At 59.2% G+C, this 21,821-nt stretch carries 18 protein-coding genes and 3 pseudogenes; 7 read left to right on the top strand and 14 right to left on the bottom strand.

The window, feature by feature from the left end:
* Positions 1-410: 410 nt before the first annotated feature.
* Together JWS10_RS03265 and JWS10_RS03260 are read left to right on the top strand one after the other, a co-directional pair.
* A complete protein-coding gene (locus tag JWS10_RS03265) occupies positions 411-1,268 on the top strand; it encodes a VPLPA-CTERM sorting domain-containing protein (RefSeq protein ID WP_299504722.1) in 858 nt (285 codons plus the stop codon).
* A gap of 453 nt (positions 1,269-1,721) precedes the next feature.
* Positions 1,722-1,934, top strand: a complete 213-nt coding sequence (locus JWS10_RS03260) for a hypothetical protein (RefSeq protein WP_299504721.1) — start codon at positions 1,722-1,724, stop codon at positions 1,932-1,934.
* Between the two features lie 256 nt (positions 1,935-2,190).
* On the opposite strand, the gene JWS10_RS03255 is transcribed toward JWS10_RS03260, so the two are convergent.
* Positions 2,191-2,826, bottom strand: a complete 636-nt coding sequence (locus JWS10_RS03255) for a hypothetical protein (RefSeq protein ID WP_299504720.1) — start codon at positions 2,824-2,826, stop codon at positions 2,191-2,193.
* Between the two features lie 16 nt (positions 2,827-2,842).
* Positions 2,843-4,309, bottom strand: coding sequence for a hypothetical protein (locus tag JWS10_RS03250; RefSeq protein WP_299504718.1), 1,467 nt, complete (start codon positions 4,307-4,309; stop codon positions 2,843-2,845).
* A gap of 387 nt (positions 4,310-4,696) precedes the next feature.
* On the opposite strand from JWS10_RS03250, the pseudogene JWS10_RS03245 reads away from it, so the two are divergent.
* Positions 4,697-4,810, top strand: a pseudogene (locus JWS10_RS03245) (transposase); the annotation flags it as partial.
* A 205-nt stretch (positions 4,811-5,015) separates the two neighbouring features.
* Complete coding sequence (locus tag JWS10_RS03240; protein WP_299504716.1) at positions 5,016-5,768, top strand: hypothetical protein; 753 nt, start codon at positions 5,016-5,018, stop codon at positions 5,766-5,768.
* 461 nt (positions 5,769-6,229) lie between these two features.
* On the opposite strand, the gene JWS10_RS03235 is transcribed toward JWS10_RS03240, so the two are convergent.
* From JWS10_RS03235 to iolD, 6 genes and pseudogenes are all read right to left on the bottom strand, one after another.
* Positions 6,230-7,297: a hypothetical protein gene (locus JWS10_RS03235; protein WP_299504714.1), complete on the bottom strand. Its 1,068-nt coding sequence runs from the start codon at positions 7,295-7,297 to the stop codon at positions 6,230-6,232.
* A gap of 273 nt (positions 7,298-7,570) precedes the next feature.
* Positions 7,571-7,855 (bottom strand): annotated as a pseudogene (locus JWS10_RS03230) (transposase); the annotation flags it as partial.
* Positions 7,856-7,987: 132 nt separating this feature from the next.
* Positions 7,988-8,815 (bottom strand): class II fructose-bisphosphate aldolase, encoded by an 828-nt coding sequence (locus JWS10_RS03225; RefSeq protein WP_299504712.1) that lies wholly within the window; start codon positions 8,813-8,815, stop codon positions 7,988-7,990.
* Entirely contained in the window at positions 8,812-9,654 is an 843-nt protein-coding gene (locus JWS10_RS03220; RefSeq protein WP_299504709.1) for a 5-deoxy-glucuronate isomerase, read from the bottom strand. Before JWS10_RS03220 ends, JWS10_RS03225 begins: the two co-directional genes overlap by 4 nt.
* A gap of 15 nt (positions 9,655-9,669) precedes the next feature.
* Positions 9,670-10,641: a 5-dehydro-2-deoxygluconokinase gene (iolC, locus tag JWS10_RS03215; protein WP_299504707.1), complete on the bottom strand. Its 972-nt coding sequence runs from the start codon at positions 10,639-10,641 to the stop codon at positions 9,670-9,672.
* Positions 10,641-12,539 carry a 3D-(3,5/4)-trihydroxycyclohexane-1,2-dione acylhydrolase (decyclizing) gene (gene iolD, locus JWS10_RS03210; RefSeq protein ID WP_299504704.1) on the bottom strand — a complete coding sequence of 633 codons (1,899 nt, stop codon included), beginning with the start codon at positions 12,537-12,539 and terminating at the stop codon, positions 10,641-10,643. Before iolD ends, iolC begins: the two co-directional genes overlap by 1 nt.
* Before the next feature lie 104 nt (positions 12,540-12,643).
* On the opposite strand from iolD, the gene JWS10_RS03205 reads away from it, so the two are divergent.
* Genes JWS10_RS03205 through JWS10_RS03195 form a run of 3 tightly spaced genes read left to right on the top strand, consistent with a single transcriptional unit; the run spans position 12,644 to position 15,808 of the window.
* Positions 12,644-13,741, top strand: a complete 1,098-nt coding sequence (locus JWS10_RS03205; protein WP_299504702.1) for a Gfo/Idh/MocA family oxidoreductase — start codon at positions 12,644-12,646, stop codon at positions 13,739-13,741.
* Between the two features lie 11 nt (positions 13,742-13,752).
* A complete protein-coding gene (locus tag JWS10_RS03200) occupies positions 13,753-14,637 on the top strand; it encodes a TIM barrel protein (protein ID WP_299504699.1) in 885 nt (294 codons plus the stop codon).
* A gap of 13 nt (positions 14,638-14,650) precedes the next feature.
* Complete coding sequence (locus JWS10_RS03195) at positions 14,651-15,808, top strand: Gfo/Idh/MocA family oxidoreductase (RefSeq protein ID WP_299504696.1); 1,158 nt, start codon at positions 14,651-14,653, stop codon at positions 15,806-15,808.
* On the opposite strand, the gene JWS10_RS03190 is transcribed toward JWS10_RS03195, so the two are convergent.
* From JWS10_RS03190 to JWS10_RS03165, 6 genes and pseudogenes are all read right to left on the bottom strand, one after another.
* A complete protein-coding gene (locus tag JWS10_RS03190; RefSeq protein ID WP_299504694.1) occupies positions 15,805-16,800 on the bottom strand; it encodes a LacI family DNA-binding transcriptional regulator in 996 nt (331 codons plus the stop codon). The two genes, JWS10_RS03195 and JWS10_RS03190, sit on opposite strands and share 4 nt — an antisense overlap.
* Before the next feature lie 535 nt (positions 16,801-17,335).
* A complete protein-coding gene (locus JWS10_RS03185; RefSeq protein WP_299504692.1) occupies positions 17,336-18,427 on the bottom strand; it encodes a DHA2 family efflux MFS transporter permease subunit in 1,092 nt (363 codons plus the stop codon).
* Positions 18,352-18,873, bottom strand: a complete 522-nt coding sequence (locus JWS10_RS03180) for an MFS transporter (RefSeq protein WP_299504690.1) — start codon at positions 18,871-18,873, stop codon at positions 18,352-18,354. The genes JWS10_RS03185 and JWS10_RS03180 overlap by 76 nt, the downstream gene beginning before the upstream one ends.
* A complete protein-coding gene (locus tag JWS10_RS03175; RefSeq protein ID WP_299504688.1) occupies positions 18,860-19,366 on the bottom strand; it encodes an isoprenylcysteine carboxylmethyltransferase family protein in 507 nt (168 codons plus the stop codon). Before JWS10_RS03175 ends, JWS10_RS03180 begins: the two co-directional genes overlap by 14 nt.
* Positions 19,363-20,415 carry a type III polyketide synthase gene (locus JWS10_RS03170; protein WP_366943509.1) on the bottom strand — a complete coding sequence of 351 codons (1,053 nt, stop codon included), beginning with the start codon at positions 20,413-20,415 and terminating at the stop codon, positions 19,363-19,365. The genes JWS10_RS03175 and JWS10_RS03170 overlap by 4 nt, the downstream gene beginning before the upstream one ends.
* Positions 20,416-20,927: 512 nt before the next feature.
* Positions 20,928-21,475 (bottom strand): annotated as a pseudogene (locus JWS10_RS03165) (helix-turn-helix domain-containing protein); the annotation flags it as partial.
* Positions 21,476-21,821: the final 346 nt, after the last annotated feature.

The raw sequence follows: 21,821 nt of genomic DNA, 5'->3' as shown, positions 1-21,821 counted from the left end.
GCAATTTTTCCCGGTATGATAAGTTGGAGAAAGGGCGCGCCAGTTGGGGGTTTTACCAGCGCGCCCTAACTCGCAAACACAGAAGTGCGTTTGTGAAGCCTGAACAAACGTGGACAATGAATCGAGTTCCCTCTAGTCTTTGAACACCCTCATTATACCTGATCGTTCGCTAGCACGTAACGTGATCTGCAGACTAGTGGGTCAGCCATCTGCTCACCGCCCCACTGTTTTTCGGCTGCGCAGCCCGCGCGATTGTTACATAAAGCAGTGGCTAGATGTATTTTGAAGCAGCGGTAGCTGTGCGAGAGTTCAGCCATGAGATCCGACGGCGAAGGGCGGATGGGTTAAGCGAAACCCGATAGCAGATACGCAGCGAAGTAGCTCTCCCGTCGCAAGTAATGTAGACCAAGATGCAGCTCCTGACGCTTCGTCGCAAATCTGCCGTCAAGCAAAAGCTTCTGTCATTTAAATTACGCGTAAGCGAGGAACCATTGTGCCAGCCACAGGTTTTCCTCGTCGAGCGCATTTTCGCTCACATTAGAAGTGCAACGATGATAAGTACTACAACAAGACTTGGCGTATTAGGCTTGGCAACGTCGGCAGCAATGCTGCTGACATCTGCTCACGCATTTGCCGCTACGGTCGTCTTTGATGATTTCAATGATAACCAGCTGGCAGTGGACGAACCCTATCCAGGTTCTACCAACTCAAACACCATTGCGTTCGGGGCTGGCACCCGGACGTTGACTGCAGAAAATACCTCTAATAACGGCAATGCAGTCGCCGCCACGACTCTGGCAGCAGTCGGGGGATCGCTGTCGTTTTCGAACAGTGATCTAGCTACAGGAACTGGGACCGTAACTTATACCAATGTTGGGGACATTTCGAGCGGAGCAAACCCGTTCTTCTTCTTTGACGTAGGTTACTTCGATAACGTCGCCAATTTCATTGCGACGGCTGTCGACACGATGGGCAACATTAGCACTTACCAAGAGGTGCTGCAGGTTGGTTTTGACCCGACCCTGTTTTTTTCCGAGTTCAGCTCAATGGGCACAATTGCGGATTTCAACAGTCTCGCCACCTTATCCTTCATGGTCGACACCACCAACGTTCCCGGATTTGGAGCGGTCCCAAGTGTAGACGGCTCTCTGAAATCTATCAGCATCGGCGACGACGGCGTCAGCCCTGTGCCGCTGCCAGCAGGCGGGCTCTTGCTGCTCGCAGGGCTTAGTGGCCTAGCGGCGTTGCGTCGTAAAGTACGCGCCTGATTTATCCGGTTTAATCGGGATCAACAGAAGTGGGCGCTGATCGGCGCCCGCTTTTTTGGCAGTGTTATTGTGCCCGCTCCTCAGTGCGACTTCCATTGTTGCGCCCGCACGCTGATCAAGCGATGCTACCCAGGCAACCCCCACCCGCGCGGCCCCTACCCCATTCTGATCCTAACATGTGAGCAAGGCAGCGCCAAAAGTACCACGGCGCGCGTGCTGCGTAGCCTGATTGACCCCGCCAACCCTATGGCACGCAGCGCGCCCTATTCCGAGCGAGATCTTGTCATCGCGGCGAAGCACAATCAAGTCATGGCGTTTGACAACCTTTGCGCATCAAACCCACAATGGCGGACGCACTGTGCCGCATCGCCACGGGCGGCGGCTTTGGCACGCGCGAACTGCACTCAGACAGTGACGAGGTGCTATTCACCGCCACCCGCCCCATTCTGTTGAATGGCATCCCAGACCTTGCCAATCGCCCCGGACCTTGCCGATCGCGCGGTGATTGTCGCCTTGGCAGTAATGAGCGGAAGCAATCGCCAATTTGAGGCCGAATTTTGGAAAGCCTTTGAGCGCGCCGCCCCCGGCATACTCGCCGCCCTGCTGGACGCTGCCACTACCGCCCTCGCCCGCATTGGCAGCGTCACCCTACCGCTGTTGGTTTAGGCTGCGCTGGGCTTAGTTGATGGCGTGGATGCCATAAACTAAGCCCAGCACAGCCGACCTCCCCCCACCCAGTCTGTCTCGGCATTATTTGCCCTTAATCATTTGCGCGACCGCACGAATGAGTCGCACGTTATCGTTGGCAATCCGCTTCGCATGGAACGAGCCAATGAAATAGCCTGACCGGCAGCTATGGGCTTGAAACGCCAAGCAGCACTCTCAGTGGTCGATGTAGAAGGGAGCATGTCATACCGCGAGATCAGCGGCAGCGGCTGAACGTGAAGGTCGAAATCAGGTAGCCTTCGATCTTTTCAGCAATTGCTGCAGGAAGTGGTGGAGTGACCACCCCACTCTCGAGGATTTTCTCGTCTGAATAGATATCTGTCGACAGGTAGCCCCAGCTGTTGCTGTCGCTCGCGGCTCTGGGAACCGTCATGCGCATCTTGAAGACATTGTTGGCAGTTGCCAAGTTGTCGAGCCCGACGTCCAACTTCAGTTTCCCGTTCTTGGCTCTGTCGGCGTCCGTCAGTAGGCCGTCTGGTTTTGGGGCGTTGTTCGGGTCACCCACTATAAGGTTGTCTCTATGGGTCAAAATGTAGCGCTGTCGCTTGTCGGTCGCTCCGGCGAGCTTGTAGGAGACAGTGCTGATCCGGCTTTTCTCAAGCCTCACATCGTAGAGGTGCTGGGTTGTGCTTAGTGGGACCTTTTCTGCAATCAGGAAGTCGAGCACGTTGCGCACCCGGTCCTCCGCATCGTCGTCATTTACACTGCCTCCACTGGCGGATAACGCAGTGCGAAGCTTCTTGCCGGCGTCCACCATGCCGTTCTGGCGCTCGGCAGCGTCCAGAGCGAACATGGTGTTACCGGTGCGTTTGTAGACGATAATCGTGCTCATGAAGGCTCCTCCGTGCCTAAGTGGTTTCGGTGAACAAATCGGCTAGCGTCGCGGGTTGCAGGCCACTCGGAGAGCATCCCGTCGCTTCGATGGAGGCGTGGATCGTCTCCATCACGATGCGACCGCCGAGCGGACCGAGTTTGTGCCCACCCTGCAGAACCTCTGCCTCGCGCAGAACATAGAACCACAAGGGCGTCCGCTCCACGAGCGTGGGGGCGTCGACGTTTTTCATGGTCAGGGCATCAAAAAAGGTGCTTCCTACCGAGCCAGAAATTTCTTCCGGCGTCAGGAACCGACCGCATACCGGCTCAATCAGGGCCCAAAGGCTTTGAGCGCAGGGCAACATGACCTCCTGCCCCCGCATCAGCGTCTTTTCCGCGAGGTTTACCTCAGAAAGCGGATCAGCATTTTGAACATATTTTCCGGACAGGGTCTGCAATGGTGACGCCAGTGCCGGGCCGATGCCGTTGGCAAGGTTCGGTTCCTCTGCGCCGGGGTACCGAACCATGTCGGTCTTTTCCATGGTCCATCTCGACGCAATGCGTCGGATCGATTCCCCCGGACCAAGGCCAGCGTCGAACGTCAGGCCCTCTCCCGCATAGGTCTGCCGCATCAGTTGCTCAAGCGCCGCGTCCGGCGGGGGCGCCGCTCGTCTCCACCGATAGGCGTCCCTTACCATCGTGTGGCCAAAGCGATGGGCACCAGCGGCAAATTCGATCGGTGTAAGAAAGTAGTTCTTCGCGTCCTTATGGGCATGAACAAGTCTGCGCCCGGAGTGGAGGACATCATTATAGACACAATCGTCAATGACCTGCCGCAGATAGTCGTGGATAGTGATCGAATGCAACAGCCGCGTTAGTTCCATCTGAGCGTCGGAGGAGGTCTCAAGCAACGCCCGATACTTCTTCAAGATGGCCACGTGAAGCTGCGCCAACTGCGGATTGGAGTCGTTGCGTCTGTCCGGCACCACGGGCTCGCCAGTGACGGCGCGCGGCAGATCAGAAAGGTCGGCGGTCGTGCCGGGCGACGTGTTGCCTAGAGCCGCCAGCCCAAACGGAACGCATAGCGGCGCGGCCGTCAGAATTTCGCTCGGAAATTTGCCAGCCGGAAAGAACATCGTGTCGAGGTCAAAGCTGGCCGTGTTCAGATTGATGACCTTCCCGTCCGTGGACCCGCTAAGACGGCCTACCTCGTGCGCGATAAACTGGCCGAAATAGGTATAGATCGCCGGTAGACAAGCTGTGCTGGGCGTGGTGGAGGGCACCGGGTTTACGAATGCGTGCGCAAGGGCCAAGAGCGCCGTGGTGCGGGGGTCTTCTTCGGCATCCGCCAACCGCCCAAAGGCCGAGTAGCTGGTCGGGACAGTTGCAAATGGGGCGTCGAACAGCTGACACGGTAGCGCGGCTTCGAACTCACCCTCTTTCGCAATCAGCGTCAGACTTTCTGGCGCGATCCCGGCGATGCCAAGGAACGCATGGGCCATGACAGTCTTACCGCTATCGACGGCTGTAAGCGGCTCGTCAAGTACGATCCTTACTCCGTCCCCATGAAGACATCGATCCATCACCGCCACCCGCCGCAATGCTATGCTATGCTATGCTATGCTTCAAACCCTATCATTAAGTGTCCAATGAGGCACCAGAAAAAAGGACCCGCGGTCGCCCGGATAGTATAATTTAACGATGCCGAGTGTGCTGTCCTGTGTGGACGTATATGAACCCCGCCTAATTGCAACAGTCTCGTTGGCGCTGGTTCGGCGATCACGATTTCAGACGTGTATCCGGCTTCCTTGAGCGGCCCGATTGACGTGCCCCCCGGGAAGTTCCCTCGGTCTGATGTAGAGCCTGTCCAATCCGAAGGAGCAGACGAAATGTGGAAAAGCCATTTCACCGAGACGCAGATTATCGGGATGATTAAGGAGCAGGAAGCCGGGCTGACTGTGGCAGAGGTCTGCCGCAAGCACGGCATCAGCCCTGCCAGCTTTGTCTTCGCGAGGCTTGGTATAGAGGTAAAGCTCGGGAACACAGTTTATGTACGCGCTGGCCCCCGCCGTCGCCAAACCGCCTTGTCGAATGATAGGGCAGTGCAATAGCTTGCCGAAATGACAAAACCTTACCAGCTTTTGCTATTCTAAAACGAGAGCCATTGCCGACCACGCTAAGCTCCCTGTCGAGCACAAGAACTGCCAATTGGAGGAAAACATCATCACACGCATTCTCATTCCGACATCCGGACCAGAGGACTGGCGTAGATTTCTCGCCGATCCAGAAAAACAGTGGAAATGCGGGTATTCGGCCATGGCTGCAGCGCTTTCGTGGGAGGCTACCGGTGGCGTGCCTCATGAGATTGCAGACGTCTTTGGTGAGCAGGTCGAACTTCTGCTGGCTATCCCCGAGCACAAGGTTGCAATGCCAGGGGGGCGCCGGGAAAGCCAGTGCGACGTCTTCGCCCTAATTAAGGTCGGCACTCAGACATGCGCGGTGGCGGTGGAGGCCAAAGTCAATGAACCATTTGGTCCCACGGTCGGCGAATGGATGACGCGCGCTAGTCCGGGGAAGACCGAGCGGATTGGGTTTATTTATGATCTTCTCGGGGTGGGCGCCCCACCACCAGGCGCCTTGCGATATCAACTCTTTCATCGAACAGCGGCTGCAGTTCTTGAGGCGCAGCGTTTCAAAACAGACCGAGCTGCGATGATCGTGCAGTCATTCTCTCAAGAACATCGATGGTTTAAGGATTTTGTCGCCTTTTCAAACCTGTTCGGATTGGATGCCGAGCCGGGGCGCGCTCTGACGTATATCTTGCCATCGGGAATGGCGTTGACTCTGGGATGGGCAACGGGCTCCCCAGCACACATTAAGTCGATATCGACTGCTCGTCCCCAGAGCCAGTTACCATTACAAGGCGCCGCTCAGGTTCAACGCTATTCTTTTGACGATTAGAGTCGATCGGGCCCGGAGCCGATTAACTAGCTGAAGCAACCGGCACTTGGCAAGATTGCAGCCCGAGCACGTCGGTTGAAAGGTCGTGGGTGCAGGCAGAAGTGCCCGAACTGGAATGGCGCGACAGCACAGAACATTGTTGCATTGTATATCAGTAGGTTAGCCCGGTTTCAGCGTCAAAAGGAGGGCGGACGGCCGCTAATGCGCGATAACCACGGTCGTGGTTCACGGTCGGTTAGATTGCCACACACGCTGCCCAAAATGCCCATAGTGGAGGTGGGCGGCCGCTCGTCCAGTCGATCCGTAGTCCTGGCACCCCTGGCCATGGTTGCTAAGACAGAAAGCAACGACATGGCGACTACCTGCCACCGTAATCGCTTCGGCTTGGTTGTCGCAAATTAAGGCCGATAGGAAGTTACCGATTGCTGAGTAGATAGCCTTTGCTAGGCGGGCCTTGCCTCCTACAGCAAGAAATCCGAGCCGTTCAAAGTTGTTATACCGTTTATCTGTATTTCAAAATCTGCAATTTTGTCTCCGCTGACGTCACCTCTCACGACCACATTTCCCCCCTCAACAATGAACCACACCGAATGAGCCTGCGATGCTTTGCCGTTAAACAGAAAAGTGTCGTTTGTTGAAGCCGTGGAGAACCGCGCGTCGATGGTACGCAGATCAATATCATCCGAACCTCGAGTAAAGTTGTAAACCATGTCACGCCCCGACCCTACCGCACTATCTGATTTTGCTGCGAACACGAAAACATCAGCCAGGCTATCGGTGCCACCGTATAGTTTGTCGCTGCCTCCGCCACCTGAAAGTGAGTCCTTGCCTCCCCCCGCATAAATGAGGTCATTTCCAGCGTTACCGGACAGCACATTTGACGTGTTGTTGCCGGTAATCGAATTTGCGAGAGAATTGCCTGTCCCGTTGGTCGCAGATCCCGTTAAAACCAGATCTTCTAGATTGGCTCCGAGGACATAATTGGTAGATGATCTAACGGTATCCCTGCCCGCGCTAGCACCTTCCGAAATTGAGTCGCCTGCTCCTCGCATGTAAGTATCATTGCCAGTGCCGCCGATAAGCTTATCAGCGCCGGAGCCACCATCCATAGTGTCATTGCCAGCGCCGCCGGAGAGCGTGTCATTCCCACCGTTTCCAAGCAGACTGTCATTCCCGCCAAAGCTCAGTAGCGCGTCCGCATAGGCTGAACCCGACATTTTATCGTTGCCGCCCAAAGCCATTTGGTAGACCTGTCCAACATTGCCGTCATCGATCAGAGACATGACATCATAGGCATCCAAATTCAGACCCTTAATCGATACTTGGATCTTGCCGTTGTAGTATGTGTCGTAGCCATTCAACTGCCCAAACACGTTTCCATAATCATCATATGAGAAGTTGCCTCGGTAAGTGCCGCTGAGAAGCCCCGCCTTTATGGTGATGTGCGTGCTGTTGTAGGAGTCAACAACGCCATACCAGACGGATGGGTTTGTCATATCGAGGGCTGCGAGTGCGGTTAAAGTGGCCATGAAAACTCCAAAAAAAAAGGCGGCGATTTGTGTAAGTTGGGATGAGCTATGGAAGATAACTTAGTCAAATGTTGGACGATCGCTTTCCTTATTGCTATTGCCAGAGCAGCCCCCACGTCGTCCTGATCTCCTGACGGAGATACGCCCTGTGCGAAAATGGCCGCGCCGTCAGCTAGATAAACCCAAGCGCTTTGACCACGTTAGATGCCTTCGAAGGAATGCCGAAAATTGACCAAGCGCTGCGTTCCAACTCACTGACGTTGCCCCCAACTTTTATCCAGCATGAGCGAGACTCTGGGTTTGAGTTTTGCCCATTTGGGCGGGTTGGGCAACAGGGGCTGGCGCGGAGCTTTGGGGGTTGCGCAGCGTCAGACCCCGTTGCGGGGCGAAGGTCTGTGCGAACGCGGCGGGCGTCTGCCAGCCGAGGCGTGAGTGGGGCCGTTCGGTGTTATAGTCAGTGCGCCAGGTGGCGAGGGTGGCGCGGGCATGATGCAGGGACGGGAACAGGGTCTCGTTCAACGGCTCATCGCGCAGGCGGCCGTTGAAGCTTTCGATAAAGGCACATCCCTGAACTGCGTTATCAAGAATAGCTGAAGTTGAGCTTGCACAATTAGCATCCGGCATCATCAGACTTCTCGCTGATTATGAACCGGCTGCCGTTTACGAAGCGGAGTCCTTCACCGGCATTGGTCAGCCCAAGTTTTGGATCACGGTTCGCGCCGCAGTAATCATCGGCTTTACCGTATCTTGCAGCAGTTGATTGCGATCAAACCGGATCGGATCCCGGGCAAGTGCCGCCCGCAGCGATTGGCCGAACACCATCCGAAGCTCGGTGCCGATGTTGAACTTGCAGACCGACGTTTCTCGCGCCAGACGTCGGCGCAAGCCGGACTCGATCCCCGATCCGCCATGCAGCACCAAAGGTAAATCAGGGGCCGCCGCCTGAATTGCCCGCAACTGCGCCATATCCACTGCCGCACCGGGTGCGGTCATCAGGTGGCTGTTGCCGACGGATACGGCCAAGGCATCGACACCGGTTTCCCAGGCAAAGCGGGCCACCTCGGCAGGGTTGGTACCGGTGGAGGGTGCGCTGTCGTGATAACCGACCACACCCAACTCGGCCTCTACTGACACACCAGCTGCATGAGCCATCTCCACGATTGCACGGGTTTCCGCGATGTTTTCCGCCAAGGGCAGGGCTGATCCGTCATACATCACCGAGGTGAAGCCGCACGCAATGGCTGCTTGGCAGACCGCCAGACTTTCGCCGTGGTCCAGATGCGCCACGACAGGCACCGACGCCGCTTCGCCCAGACTGCGAAACATGGCGCCCAGGACGGTCAGCGGCATATGCGCCCGGCATCCGGGGCCGGCTTGCAGGATGACCGGCCGCTGCTCCGCCTCTGCCGCACGCACGTAGGCCAGCGCATCCTCCCAACCCAGCACCACCAGCCCCGCCACCGCCGTGCCATCGGTGAGGCAGGGTCGCAGCACGTCGAACAGGGGTACAAGGCTCATTTGAACGCGGCAATCATCGTTTTGATGCCCGGTATGGTTTCGATCTGATCGGCGTGGCTTGGCTGAAAGAACTGCACCAGTGATCGCTGGGTCTCACCGGCCAGAATGGTGAAATAATACATCTCATAGCCGGGCAAGACGCAACACGGGTGATAGCCCTTGTCGATCAGCACGATAGAGCCATCGACCAGATGATAGGCATCGCCCGACTTGCCATCCTCTCGCTGCAACATCTGCAGGCCGGAGCCGTGCGGCGGGTTGAAGCGAAAGTTATAAGCTTCGTCGTGGCGGGTTTCCAACGGCAGCCGATTGGTGTCGTGCTTGTGGCTGGGAAAGCCGGACCAGCCGCCGCTGCCCACGGTGTAAAGCTCCGACACCAGCAGTCGACTGACCCGGCCGTGGTATTTGGCCCCAAGGATGTGCTTGATCTTGCGGTGGGTCTTCGTGTCATCCGAACCGTACTGGATCGGGTCAATATCGGCGGCACGGATGGCAAAGGGCGGCAGAACCTCATCTGTCAGCGTACCAGCCACGAAAACCTCGGCCTCCTCGCTTTGGCAGGTGAGGTTGGCGGGTTGACCCGAGGACACATAAACCGCCTCCGGTTCACCATCCCACACGTTCAGGCGGCGCTGGCCGATGCGGGCGAAGGTTTGACCCGCCGTTTGCACGTCGATAGCTCCGGTGGCAGGCACGACGCAGGTCTCGTATCCCGGCACTTCCGAGACAAAATTTTCACCGTATTTCAGCTTTACGATGTTGAAATAGACCAACGGAATCACGGGATGGTCCCCACCGATGATAGGTTGATTTTGGTTGTCATAGGGGGCGATATGCATGATGCGCCTTTCCGGTTACGGATGTTGGCCGTTGATGAATTGGTCAAGCGTGGCCTGATCGGGCGAGGCTGGTGCGCAGCCGATGCCCGCTACGATCAGCGCCGCCGTTGCAGCCCCGCGCCGGACCGCATTTTCCAGGGTATGTCCTTGGCCAAGTGCTGCCAGCAGCCCCCCCATGAACCCGTCCCCGGCACCCATTGGTTTAAGCGCCTTGACGGGAAAGATGCCGGTGTCAAAGCTGAAATCAGGCGTGAAGGTCGTCGCACCAAATGCGCCGCGTTTGTAAACCGTGAACAGCGCCCCATTCTGGGCGAGTGAGCGCGCAAAGGTCCGGCCATGCGCGTAATCGCCCGCCAGCAGGCCGAATTCGTCGTCATTGCCAATGATTATGTCGGATTTGGTTGTGGCTTCGTGGCTTACGCGCGCAGCCTCGGCTTCAGACGCCCAGGAATAGGCGCGATAATCAATGTCCAGCACCACAAGCGCGCCCGCAGCACGGGCTGCCTTCATCGCGGCATATGTCGCGCTGCGCGATGGTTCGCAGGCCAGAGCCGTTCCAGTGACGACAAGCGCCGATACGCCATTGAAGTCCAAGGGTCGCACATCGGCCTCAGACAAGGCAAAATCGGCAGCCCCATTGCGATACAGCACTGTCTGCGCTTTGGTCGGTATGGTTTCCACCACGGCCAGAGAATTGCGGGCCTCGCCACCAACGGGGCGCACACGGGTGGTGTCAACGCCATAGCGCGCCAGTTCTGCCACGCAATACCGCCCAACCGCATCCTCCGACACCCGCGTCAGCAGGGCGACCTGCGCCCCCTGACGCGCCAGCGCCACCGCTATATTGCCAGCCGATCCACCGATGGCCGCCGTATAGCGCAGTGCTTCTTCGATGCAGGTGCCAAGAGGATCGGTGTAAAGGTCCATCCCGACCCGCCCGAGAACCACGAACCGGTTCAGCCGCATCCGTTGCCAAAGTCTTTGCATCAAAGACCCGCCCGCTGCTTGGCTCGACCGACAGCCAGTGCTGCGCGGGCGGCGTCGATGGCGAGGCGCGTGCTGGTTTGCGGCAAGCCAACCTCCCACCATGTGTGGCCCTGCTCGGTCCAGCCATTGTGGGGGTCGACGCGCATGACGATGACAGAGCTGCGGTCGGCTGCGCGGGCACGCTCGAACGCCGCGCCGAATTCATCGAGTGAGACGACATCTTCAGCAATGGCCCCCATCGCGCGGGCATGGGCCGAGAAGTCGACGGCAAATGGCGCCGCAATGGTGGGGCAATCGGCAAACAGCGTGTTGAAACTGGCGTTGCCGGTGTTCTTTTGCAGCTTGTTGATGACAGCAAAACCGCCGTTGTCCAGCACCAGAATGATCAACTTGTGGCCGGTCAGAACCGATGAGTAGATGTCAGAATTCATCAGCAGATATGACCCGTCGCCAACGAACACCACCGTATGTGCCTGGGCTTGGGTTTCCACTTGCGCAATCCGAGCCCCCCAGCCACCGGCAACCTCGTATCCCATGCAGGAAAACCCGAACTCGATATCGACCGTGCCAATGCCAAGACTGCGCCAGTTCGCAGCGATTTCGGCGGGCAATCCGCCGGCGGCAGTTATGATGCGGTCTTGCGCGGTGCAGCGGTCGTTAACGACCCCAATCGCCTGCGCATAAGTCGGCAAACCATTGCGCGGCGCCACGTTGCGGGCGACATAGGCGTTCCAGGTGTGGCGCTCGGTCTGGGCGCGGGCTAACCATGCCGCCGGAGTGCGATAGCTGGAAAGCGCCTGATCCAGTTGCTGCAGCCCAGTTTTCGCATCGCAGACCAAAGGCAAGGACAGGTGTTTGCTGGCATCGTGACGCCCGACATTCAGGCTGATTATGCGGCTATCGCGGGCAAAGGCGGACCATGACCCGGTGGTGAAATCCTGAAGCCGGGTGCCAACGGCAAGGATCACATCGGCCTCGGCAGCGAGAATATTGGCGCTGTCCGATCCGGTCACGCCAATCGGTCCGATGTTCAAAGGATGATCCCAGACCATATTAGCCCGACCGGCGATGGTTTCGACCACCGGGATGGCGTGGGCTTCGGCAAAGGCCATCAACTCTGCCACCGCGCCGGAATATTGCACGCCGCCGCCAGCAATGATCAGCGGGCGACGGGCGGCAGCGAGCAGAGTTGCTGCGTTGTAAACCTCTGCAGCATCGGGTGCCGCACGACGAATACGGTGGACGCGGCGGGCGAAGAATTCTGCGGGGTATTCATAGGCCCAGCCTTGCAGGTCTTGCGGCAAGGCCAGAAACGCGGGGCCGCAATCGGCGGGGTCCAGCATCGTATTCAGAGCAGCAGGCAGGCTGTTCAAGATCTGCGCCGGGTGGGTGATGCGGTCCCAATAGCGGCTGACGGCGCGAAACGCGTCGGTGACGCCAAGCGTCGGGTTGCCGAAATGCTCCAGCTGTTGCAGCACCGGGTCGGGCAGGCGAGTAGCAAAATTATCGCCGCACAGCATCAGCATCGGCAGACGGTTGGCATGGGCCAAGGCCGCAGCCGTCAGCAGGTTCGCCGTGCCTGGACCAGCAGAGGCCGTGCAGAACATAAAGCGCCGCCGCAGTTGCGCTTTTGCATATGCCGCAGCGGCGAACCCCATGCTTTGTTCATTCTGTCCGCGATACAGCGGCAATTCTTCTCGAGCGGCATAAAGCGCCTCGCCCAAAGATGGCGCGTTGCCGTGACCGAAGATGCCGAAACCACCCGCGCAGATGCGCTGCTCGCGTCCGTCAATCTCGATGAATTGCTGCGACAGGAAGGTGACAATAGCCTGCGCCACGGTCATGCGCACGGTTTGATGTGCTGCATCTGGCGGCAGATCTGGGGTGGCCACGGCCATGCTTGCACCTTTTTTGAACAGATCAGGAATCGCATTGACGATCCGTTGCAACTTACGTTATCAATTTTGCAACCGGTTGCAATAGCCTTTGAAGGTCAATGTAAATGCGTGAAATAGGCATAGGGATCGTCGGGGGCGGCTATATGGGCAAGGCCCATTCGGTCGCAATGGCGGCGGTGGCATCGGTGTTTGACACTGCGCTCAGGCCACGGCTGGAGATGATCTGCGCCACCTCAGACGCCTCTGCTGAAGGCTACCGCGCCGCATACGGCTTTGCCCGCGCGACTGCTGACTGGCGGGTTCTGGCGGCGGACCCGAGGGTCGAGGCCGTGGTGATCGCCTCGCCGCAGGAGACCCATCGCGCGATTGCCGAGGCGGCTTTTGCATTGGGAAAACCGGTGTTTTGCGAAAAACCCCTTGGGGCGAGCCTTAATGACAGCCGCGCGATGGTTGCAGCGGCGGATGCTTCGGGCTGCGTCAATATGGTGGGGTTCAACTACATCCGCACCCCGGCGTCGCAATTCGCCCGCGCCCTGGTGCAACGGGGCGAGATTGGCGCGGTCACATGGTTTCGCGGCGAACATACCGAGGATTTTGACGCCGATGCCAGCAGGCCCGCCTCGTGGCGCAACTTTGGGGCGGCGAATGGCACGATGGGCGACCTGGCCCCGCATATGATCAACGCGGCGCTGGCGCTGATCGGCCCGATTGCGCGGCTCAGTTCGGACATCGCCACGGTTCACCACAGCAGGCCCGGCACAGACGGCGAAGTCAACGACGATATTGGGCAGTTCATGTGCCGCTTTGCAAGCGGAGCCATGGGGCATCTTTCGTTCAGCCGTGTGGCTACGGGACGCAAGATGGGTTATGCCTATGAAATCACAGGCACAAAAGGTGCCATTCGTTTCGATCAAGAGGATCAGAACGCGCTTTGGCTCTATCGCGCAGATGATACCCCCGACCTGCGCGGTTTCCGCAAGATTCTGACCGGACCAGAGCATCCAGATTATCTGGCCTTCTGTCAGGGGCCCGGCCACGGCACCGGCTATCAGGACCAGATCATCATCGAAGCCCGCGATTTCCTGCAGGCGATTACCACTGGGTCATCGGTCTGGCCGACTTTTCTAGACGGGATGGAGGTCAACCGCATCATCGAAGCGGCGCGGACCTCTGCCGCGTCGGGTATTTGGATAGATCTGTAAAAGGACACGAGATGATCAAGATCGGCAATGCCCCCTGCTCTTGGGGCGTCGAGTTCGCGGGCGATCCGCGCAACCCGGACTGGCGGCGTGTGTTGTCCGATTGCGCAACGGCGGGGTATAAGGGGATCGAGCTTGGCCCCATCGGCTTCATTCCCGAAGACCCCGCCGTGTTGGCGGGTGCTTTGGCCGAGAATGACCTGACGCTCATCGGTGGCGTGGTGTTTCGCCCGTTCCATGACCCAGCGGCGTGGGATGACGTCTGGGACGCGGCAACCCGCACCTGCAAGGCGCTGACCTCGCATTGTGCGCAGCATCTGGTGCTGATCGACTCCATCTCACCGCGCCGCGCCCCTACTGCGGGACGGGCGCGTGAGGCCGAACAGATGGGCTGGGCCGAGTGGGCGGATTTTGTGGACCGCATCCGACGGGTCGCGCAGTTGGGAGCAGATCACGGGCTGACAGTGGGCATCCACGCCCATGCCGCAGGGTTCATTGATTTCGAACCGGAACTGGAGCGTTTGCTGGACGAGGTCGACGAGAACCTTCTGAAAATCTGCTTCGACACCGGGCACCATTCCTATGCCGGATACGACCCCGTGGCCTTCATGCGCCGTCATAGCGGGCGGATTTCCTACATGCATTTCAAAGACATCGACCCAGCCGTCAAGGTCCGCGCCGTGGCCAATCGCATCGGGTTTTACGACGCCTGCGGGCAGGGGATTTTCTGCAACCTTGGCAAGGGCGACGTTGATTTCGCCAGCGTTCGGCAAATCCTGCTAAATGCCGGGTTCAGCGGCTGGTGTACGGTCGAACAAGACTGCGACCCGGCGGGCGGCACCTCGCCTATCGACGATGCGCGCGCCAACCGCGCCTTTCTTTCCTCCATCGGTTTTTGACAAGGGACGAGCCATGAAACGACTGAACTGGGGCATGATCGGTGGCGGCAAGGGCAGCCAGATCGGCCCGGCACATCGGCTGGCGGCAGGGCTGGACGGCCATTTCAACTTTGTTGCGGGCGCATTGGACCATGACCCCGCCGCAGGGCGCGATTTCGCGCAGTCACTGGGTATCTCCGCCGACCGCGCCTATGGCGATTGGCGCGAGATGCTGGCTGGCGAGATGAACCGCCCCGACCGGATCGACTTGGTGACGGTCGCCACGCCCAATTCGACCCACTACGAGATTTCAAAGGCCTTCCTGCAAGCGGGCATCAACGTGCTGTGCGAAAAGCCGATGACGGTGACCGAGGCCGAGGCGGAAGATCTGGTGCTGACCGCCCGTGCTGCGGGCCGGATTTGCGCCGTGAACTACGGCTATACCGGCTATGCGCTGGTGCGGCACATGCGGGCGATGGTCGCGCGGGGCGATCTTGGGCGTGTCCGCCTTGTCGTGGCGGAGTTTGCCCACGGCCACCACGCTAATGCCGCCGATGCCAACAATCCTCGCGTACGTTGGCGCTATGACCCGGCGCAAGCTGGTGTATCCGCGCAATTCGCCGATTGTGGCATCCACGCGCTGCATATGGCCAGTTTCGTGACGGGTCAGCAGGTCGCAAAACTGTCCTCTGACTTCGCCTCTTGCCTGCCAGAACGGGTGCTGGAGGATGACGCGATGGTCAACTTCCGCATGGACGGCGGCGCCGTAGGCCGGTTGTGGACGTCATCTGTGGCCGTTGGGCGGCAGCACGGCTTGGCGCTGCAAATTTTCGGCGAAACTGGCGGCCTCCGCTGGTCTCAAGAGCAGCCCAACCAATTGTTCTACATGCCGCTTGGTCAGCGCTTGCAGGTGATCGAGCGTGGCGAGGGAAATCTCTCGCCCGAAGCCGACCGCGCCTCTCGCGTGACAGTCGGCCATACCGAGGGCATGCCGCTGGCCTTTGGCAACATCTACCGCGATCTTGCCGAAAGCTTCTTTGCAGCCCAGGAAGGCCGCACGCCCGACCCGGCCATCACGCTGTTTCCGACCGCAGAAGACGGGCTGAGGTCCGTAGCGGCCATACATGCCGCAGTGGCGTCGGCCAAAGCTGAAGGCAATTGGGTTGACGCGCGGCCTAAGCTGTTCCGCTAGGCAAGACGCCTAAGCGTGCCACGCTCCACCACGTGGCAGGGAAACAGCCGGACCTCGGGCAGGCGCCCGAGGTCGGCGAAACTGGACATGATTAGGTCGATGGATGACCTAATGATCGCCTCGAACGGCTGGTGGATGGTGGTCAGCGCAATGTTGGCCCAAGCCGCCATTTCCATGTCGTTGAACCCGATGATCCCAAGGTCCGCGGGTACGTTCAGGCCAGCCTCTTGTGCCGCCGATATCGCTCCAATCGACAGCACGTCATCCCCACAGAAATAGGCTTCGGCAAAGGGTCCTTCCAGCAAGCGCCCCATCTCGGTACGGCCCGCTTCATAACTATAGGCACCGGCAAAACTGGCGCTGACCTCCAATCCTCGCGCACGCGCCGCTGCAACGAATCCCGCCAGCCGGTCCTGGGTGGTCGAAGCCTGTTCAGGCCCGCCCATAAAGCCCAACCGACGGTAGCCCCGCGCGATAAGCGTTTCTGCCGCCATCCGCCCTGCGCCCACGTTGTCGATGCCCACGACATGCACATCCGGTGCTTCTGACGCCCGGCCAAAGGTATGCACGACTGGTAAAGCCGCATCGCGAAACGCCCGCGCAAAGCCATCTGGCAGGTGCGACGTGGCGACGATCACCCCCTCGACCGAATACTGCCGCAACAACTGAACCGACCGGGCGGGGTCGGTTTCATCCGACAGGTTTACCAACAGCGGGCGAAGCCCCTGTTCCTGAATGATGCGGGTGAACAGGTCGAAAATCTGCAGAAAGACCGGGTTGTGAAAATTGTTCGACACCAGCCCGACCAACTGGGTCTTTCGAGTCGTCAAACTGCGGGCCAGCATGTTGGGGCTGTACCCCAGCTCACCCGCAGCTTTTTCGACCTTATCTCGGGTTTTTGCCGAGACTGAGGCACCTTCGGTAAACGTCCGCGAAACCGCCGCACGCGATACGCCCGCCAGTTCCGCCACTTCTTTTAAGGTTATCGCCATTCCGTCCTGAACCCAAGTGCATTGCAGTCTTCAAAGCAACCTAAGGGACCGAGCCCTCGTTGTCATTGCGCATGTGGGCGGGAGTGGAGTGTGACACCGCCATCCGCAGTCAGTTTGGCCAAAGTCTTTTGCAACTGGACACACACGAATGCGAGAGTACTGAGTGTTAGCAGCGCCAGCAGTTTCACGAGGCGTTCAGCGCATACGTGGTCGTCGCTAACACGCGCCCGTGCGGGCCCGGAAGCATACCGTTCAACAAACGCCTACTCATTCGCCCCAATAAAAGCGAGTGCAGCAGCGGAAACTGCAGGACGAGGCACGCGTTTGCCCCAAGCTTCACGGCCACGCCGCGGTGCCAAGCCAGCGGCTCAATCCGAAGAATATCGCGAACATCTTCGCACCGACGCCACCGACGAAAGCCAGATTTGTCACGGCGCCATAAAACAGTGCCAGCACGATCCGGGCCTCGCCGGGTGGCGGCGCGGCGCATCCTGCAACTAGAGCCGTTAGCCGCGCGATGGAGTCTCTGGTAAAGTCATGACCGCTGCGCACGCGCTTGTGCAAAGGGCACGCACAACAAGGCGACCACGGTCAGCAAAGCGATCATCAGCCAAGCGTCGTTGATCGCCGCGGTGAGTGACGCTTTTTGCAGCAGGGGTGCCAGCATCGCCATCGTTCCGGCATCCGGTGGCCCGGCAGGCAGGGCAGTGATCATTCCTTCGGGTATGCCCAGAAACCGCGCGGCATCCACGTCGCCGCTCTGCACCCGCGTCATCAGATCGGCCGCGTGCACCTCCCCGCGCGAGTAAATCACCGTGTCGATCAGCGCCAGACCGATCGCCCCGCCCAGATTGCGCATCAGGTTGAACAGACCGCTGGCATCTGGCACTCGGTCGGGTGCCAAGGCGCCTAGGGCAAGGCGGGTCGGCGGCAAGAGGCAAAACATGATGGCTAAGCCGCGCACCACCTGCGGCCAGAACATCCCCGCGCTGTCGGTTTGCGGCGTCTGAAAGCCGCTCATCGCGAGGCCGGTGGCAAAGACGGCAAATCCCAACCCGGTCAACAGACGCGCATCTGCTCGCTGTTCCAGCGCCACGGCGACAGGTGCCATCAGCAACTGTGCGATCCCAGTGACCAGCATGATCGTTCCGATCTCAAGCGCGTTGTGGCCGCGCACGAAGGCCAGAAACACCGGCATCAGATAGACAGACCCAAACAGCCCAATCCCGAGCACAAAGCTGAGGATGCAGCCCACCGCAAAGCTGCGGCTGATAAAGTTGCGAAGATCCACCACCGGGGAGACGGCCGACAGGCTGCGGCGCACGAAGCTTGCGCCGCTGACGGCGGAAAGGGCCAACAAGCCCGTCACTAGGCCGGATGTCCAGCCGCGCTGCGGGGCCTCTTTCAACGCGATCTCCAGCGCGCCGAGCGCAATGCCCAGCATCGCCAGCGACAGCCAGTCGATCGACCGGATCAGCCTCGCCTGCAACGTCTCGCGCGGCAGCACCGCTGCCGCAACAGCAACCGCGATTATTCCGGGGATGACGTTGATCAGGAAGAGCCAATGCCAGGAATACGTTTCGGTGATCCAACCCCCCACAATCGGGCCGACCGTGGGGGCCAGCACCGCCAGAACACCGTGGTCGCGATGCCCTGCGTGCGTTGCGGAAACAGCAAGAATACCGCCGCGAAGACCGCAGGTATCAGGGTGCCGCCGGCTAAGCCCTGCACGATGCGCCATCCGATAAGTTCCGCGAAACTGCTCGATGCGGCGCACCCGACCGAGGCGATGGTGAACAGCGCCGTTGCCGACACGAACAGCCATCGCATCGTCAGGATCCGCATCAGCATCCCAGTCAGCGGGATGGCTATCACTTCGGCGATCAGATAGGCGGTCTGCACCCAGCTCATCTGGTCGGGTTCTATGTTCAGCGCGGCTTGAATGTTTGGTAGCGATGTCGCGACGATCTGCACGTCAAGTATCGCCATGAACATGCCGGTGCACATCGCACCAAAGCCAAACCAAGTCCGGATACGCAGGGTGTCTGTCGGCAGGGGATCAGCTTGCGTCATTGACGCGGGCCATTTGCAATCCTGCATTCTCTGCCCTGATGCGGACGGTCAGGACCGCTGCATTCAGCAGTGAAAAGGCAACCGCCAGCCACGGCAGACCAAGGCTCAGCGGCAGCACCGCGATCTCTCCGATCACCACCATGTAGTTCGGATGGTTGACATAGCGATATGGCCCGCGGGCAACCAGCCGCTCGCCCGGCACGATGATGATACGCGTGGTCCAGCGTGACCCCATGGTCGTCAGGACCCAGATACGTCCCAGCTGCAGCAGCAGGAATACTGCCAGCCAGACACCGTTCACCGGCTGGCCCGGGCCGAAAATCCACAGGCTGCCGAGCCACAGCGCATGCAGGGCAACAATTGCGGGATAGTGGCCGGGCGCCACCTCTGTCGCCCCGCCAGACATCAACCCGGCAGTATTGCGCCGCGCCAGCCACAATTCGCCCAGACGGGACAGCGTGACAAAACCGAGCAGCAGAACGGCGGGCGTCACGCCGCAGCCTGCAACGACACACAGCTTGCGGTGAACCCTGGACCCATAGCGGTCAACAGCGTGCGGGGTGGCAGTCCCTTCTTCACCGCCCGGTCAAGCACAAACAGTGCGGTCGGGGCCGACATGTTGCCATATTCGGCGAGAACGCTGCGTTCATGGTCCAGCGTGCCCTGATCCAGTGACAGTGCGCGTTCCAGTGCCGTGATCACTTTGGCCCCGCCGGGATGGCAGGCGAACCGGTCAACATCGTCCAGCCCGAGGCCGTGCCGGCCCAGAATACTTTGCAAGGCGGGAGCGATGTTGGCCTCTGCAAAGGGCGGGATGGCGCGGTCAAAAATCACACCCAGACCGGTGTCGTCGACGCTCCACCCCATGATGTCGAGCGTTCCGGGCCAGGTGTGGTGGCCCGAGAATTCCACGCTGGCAAGTCCGGTTTCGCCAAGCCGCAACACACAGGCAGCCGCACCATCGCCGAACAGCGCCGTCGCCACAATGTTTTCCTTGGTCAGCTTGTCGAGGCGAAAAGCCACCGAACACAGCTCGACCGCGACCACCAAAACATTGCTGCCGGGCCGGGACTGCGCAAGCCGCGCGCCAATGCCAATGCCGGTGACCCCGCCCGCGCACCCAAGGCCAAACACAGGCACGCGTTCGACGTCGCTGCGAAAGCCGAGGCGTTCTGCGACCCGCGCGTCGATGCCGGGCGTTGCCAGACCTGTGGAGGATACCGTGACCACAGTGTCGATATCGTCAGCAGACAGGCCCGCGTCCACAAGCGCGCGTGATGCGGCATCGACAAACAGTGCGCAGGCCCCTTCCACATAGGCCGCGTTGCGTTCGGACCATCCCAAGGGCTGGAGATACCAGTCGAGTGGTCTCACAAGGTAGCGCTTCAGAATGCCGGAACTTTCGAACACCTTCACCAGACGTTCGAAATCATCATACCGCGCCGAAAAGCTCTCATGCGCCACACTGGCGGCGTCTCGTTGACTGATCAGATTGGGAGGGACGGCTGTGCTGACAGATACGAGTTTGACTTGATCCGGCACTAAGGTCATCCACTTATTCAAGTTCTCACGCTTTGGTGGCGTACCAAGCAGACGCTCCGGCGCGATTTTCGTTCCAACGTCACAAGGAGTTGAATAGTCTTAGAATTGTAGACGCCTTGCTTGGTAATTTTGGAAGCAGGGAGGACGAGATGTCGCAAACAAGGTTACAGATGAGTTCAAACGCGATGCGGTCGCTCAGGATGAGTATAGGGATTTACCCGCGGTCAGCACCGACTCAATCTACACATGGCAAAAGAAGTTTTCGCGGCCTGCGAAAGTGATCCAAGAGGTCGATGCCCAAGCCGACGAGATCCGTCGGCTGAAGCGCGATTTGGCGCGCGTTACGGACGAGCGGGATATTCGTATGAGGGGTTCTTGTATCTGGCTGTGGTGACTGATCTGTTTTTCGGCGGGTCATCGGTTGGTTAATGCAGGGCCGCACCTATGCTGATCTGCCGCTGTAAGCTCTGCTGATGGCCGTCTGGCGCCGCAAATCAAAGACCAAAGTTCAGGGAAGGGCAAGAAGGGCGATCTTCAAGCCCCACAGGGCTATGTTCGACGAAGCGGTCATACCATCGATAAAAGGTGGTGGGCGGGATGCCGATCTTGGTCAAGGTGCGCCGCACCGGCAGATGCGACTGCTCCACGAGCCGGATGATTTCGAGCTTTTCAGCGGCCGGATACCTCATTCTTGGTCGCCCCCAGCCCCGGTCATGTTTTTTTTGAGCAGACGGTTTTCAAGGCTGAGATCGGCCATCAGTTCTTTCAGTGCCAAAGCCTCGGCGCGCAGGTCCTTCACCTCGCCTGTATTCGCCTGGCGGGCCGTATCACCGGCCAGCCGCTTCTTGCCGGCCTCGAGAAATTCCTTCGACCAGCTGTAATACAGGCTTTGGGCGATCCCTTCCTTACGGCACAGCTCGGCAATGCTGTCCTCACCACGAAGGCCGGATAGCACGATCCGGATCTTCTCCTCGGACGAATGCAGTTTGCGCGTCGCGCGCCGGATATATTTCACAACCTGCTCGGCAGGCGCCTTCGTCGTCACGGGTTTCTTCATCATCTTCAACTCCATATGGGGTAAAGATGAGCCGCAAACCCTCCGTTACGCAATCACGCTAAACTGTTCCATGGGCGCTGATGGCGGACAGTCCAAAGGTCGCCGTCCACCAAAAGAATGCGCATTGTCCAAGTCTCCGTTTCGCTTGTCTGTTAACCATCGTGGCAAGTAATGGTTAACAATTCATTAGCGTATTGGACCGGTGATCAAGCACAGTATCCCTGGCAATAAAATGCGACTGCCAGTCGAGCGTGCTATATGAGTCGCGGGTGCGGACAGCGCCATCACATCTTCAATCGGCGCGCGCCACTCAACGAGCCAAAGCGCGATGTCGTCATCGCCATCCAGC

It is taken from the genome of Cypionkella sp. (assembly GCF_028290025.1).
Lineage (GTDB): Bacteria > Pseudomonadota > Alphaproteobacteria > Rhodobacterales > Rhodobacteraceae > Cypionkella.
Note: the sequence above shows the minus strand (reverse complement) of the source record. Positions and strands in the feature narration are given on the sequence as shown.

Bases quoted from the DNA above. Each gene is read 5' to 3' on its own strand.
- JWS10_RS03265 (WP_299504722.1), top strand. From the start codon at position 411: ATGCAGCTCCTGACGCTTCGTCGCAAATCTGCCGTCAAGCAAAAGCTT.
- JWS10_RS03260 (WP_299504721.1), top strand. From the start codon at position 1,722: ATGGCATCCCAGACCTTGCCAATCGCCCCGGACCTTGCCGATCGCGCG.
- JWS10_RS03255 (WP_299504720.1), bottom strand. From the start codon at position 2,826: ATGAGCACGATTATCGTCTACAAACGCACCGGTAACACCATGTTCGCT.
- JWS10_RS03250 (WP_299504718.1), bottom strand. From the start codon at position 4,309: ATGGCCCATGCGTTCCTTGGCATCGCCGGGATCGCGCCAGAAAGTCTG.
- JWS10_RS03235 (WP_299504714.1), bottom strand. From the start codon at position 7,297: ATGGCCACTTTAACCGCACTCGCAGCCCTCGATATGACAAACCCATCC.
- JWS10_RS03225 (WP_299504712.1), bottom strand. From the start codon at position 8,815: ATGAGCCTTGTACCCCTGTTCGACGTGCTGCGACCCTGCCTCACCGAT.
- JWS10_RS03220 (WP_299504709.1), bottom strand. From the start codon at position 9,654: ATGCATATCGCCCCCTATGACAACCAAAATCAACCTATCATCGGTGGG.
- iolC (WP_299504707.1), bottom strand. From the start codon at position 10,641: ATGCAAAGACTTTGGCAACGGATGCGGCTGAACCGGTTCGTGGTTCTC.
- iolD (WP_299504704.1), bottom strand. From the start codon at position 12,539: ATGGCCGTGGCCACCCCAGATCTGCCGCCAGATGCAGCACATCAAACC.
- JWS10_RS03205 (WP_299504702.1), top strand. From the start codon at position 12,644: ATGCGTGAAATAGGCATAGGGATCGTCGGGGGCGGCTATATGGGCAAG.
- JWS10_RS03200 (WP_299504699.1), top strand. From the start codon at position 13,753: ATGATCAAGATCGGCAATGCCCCCTGCTCTTGGGGCGTCGAGTTCGCG.
- JWS10_RS03195 (WP_299504696.1), top strand. From the start codon at position 14,651: ATGAAACGACTGAACTGGGGCATGATCGGTGGCGGCAAGGGCAGCCAG.
- JWS10_RS03190 (WP_299504694.1), bottom strand. From the start codon at position 16,800: ATGGCGATAACCTTAAAAGAAGTGGCGGAACTGGCGGGCGTATCGCGT.
- JWS10_RS03180 (WP_299504690.1), bottom strand. From the start codon at position 18,873: ATGACGCAAGCTGATCCCCTGCCGACAGACACCCTGCGTATCCGGACT.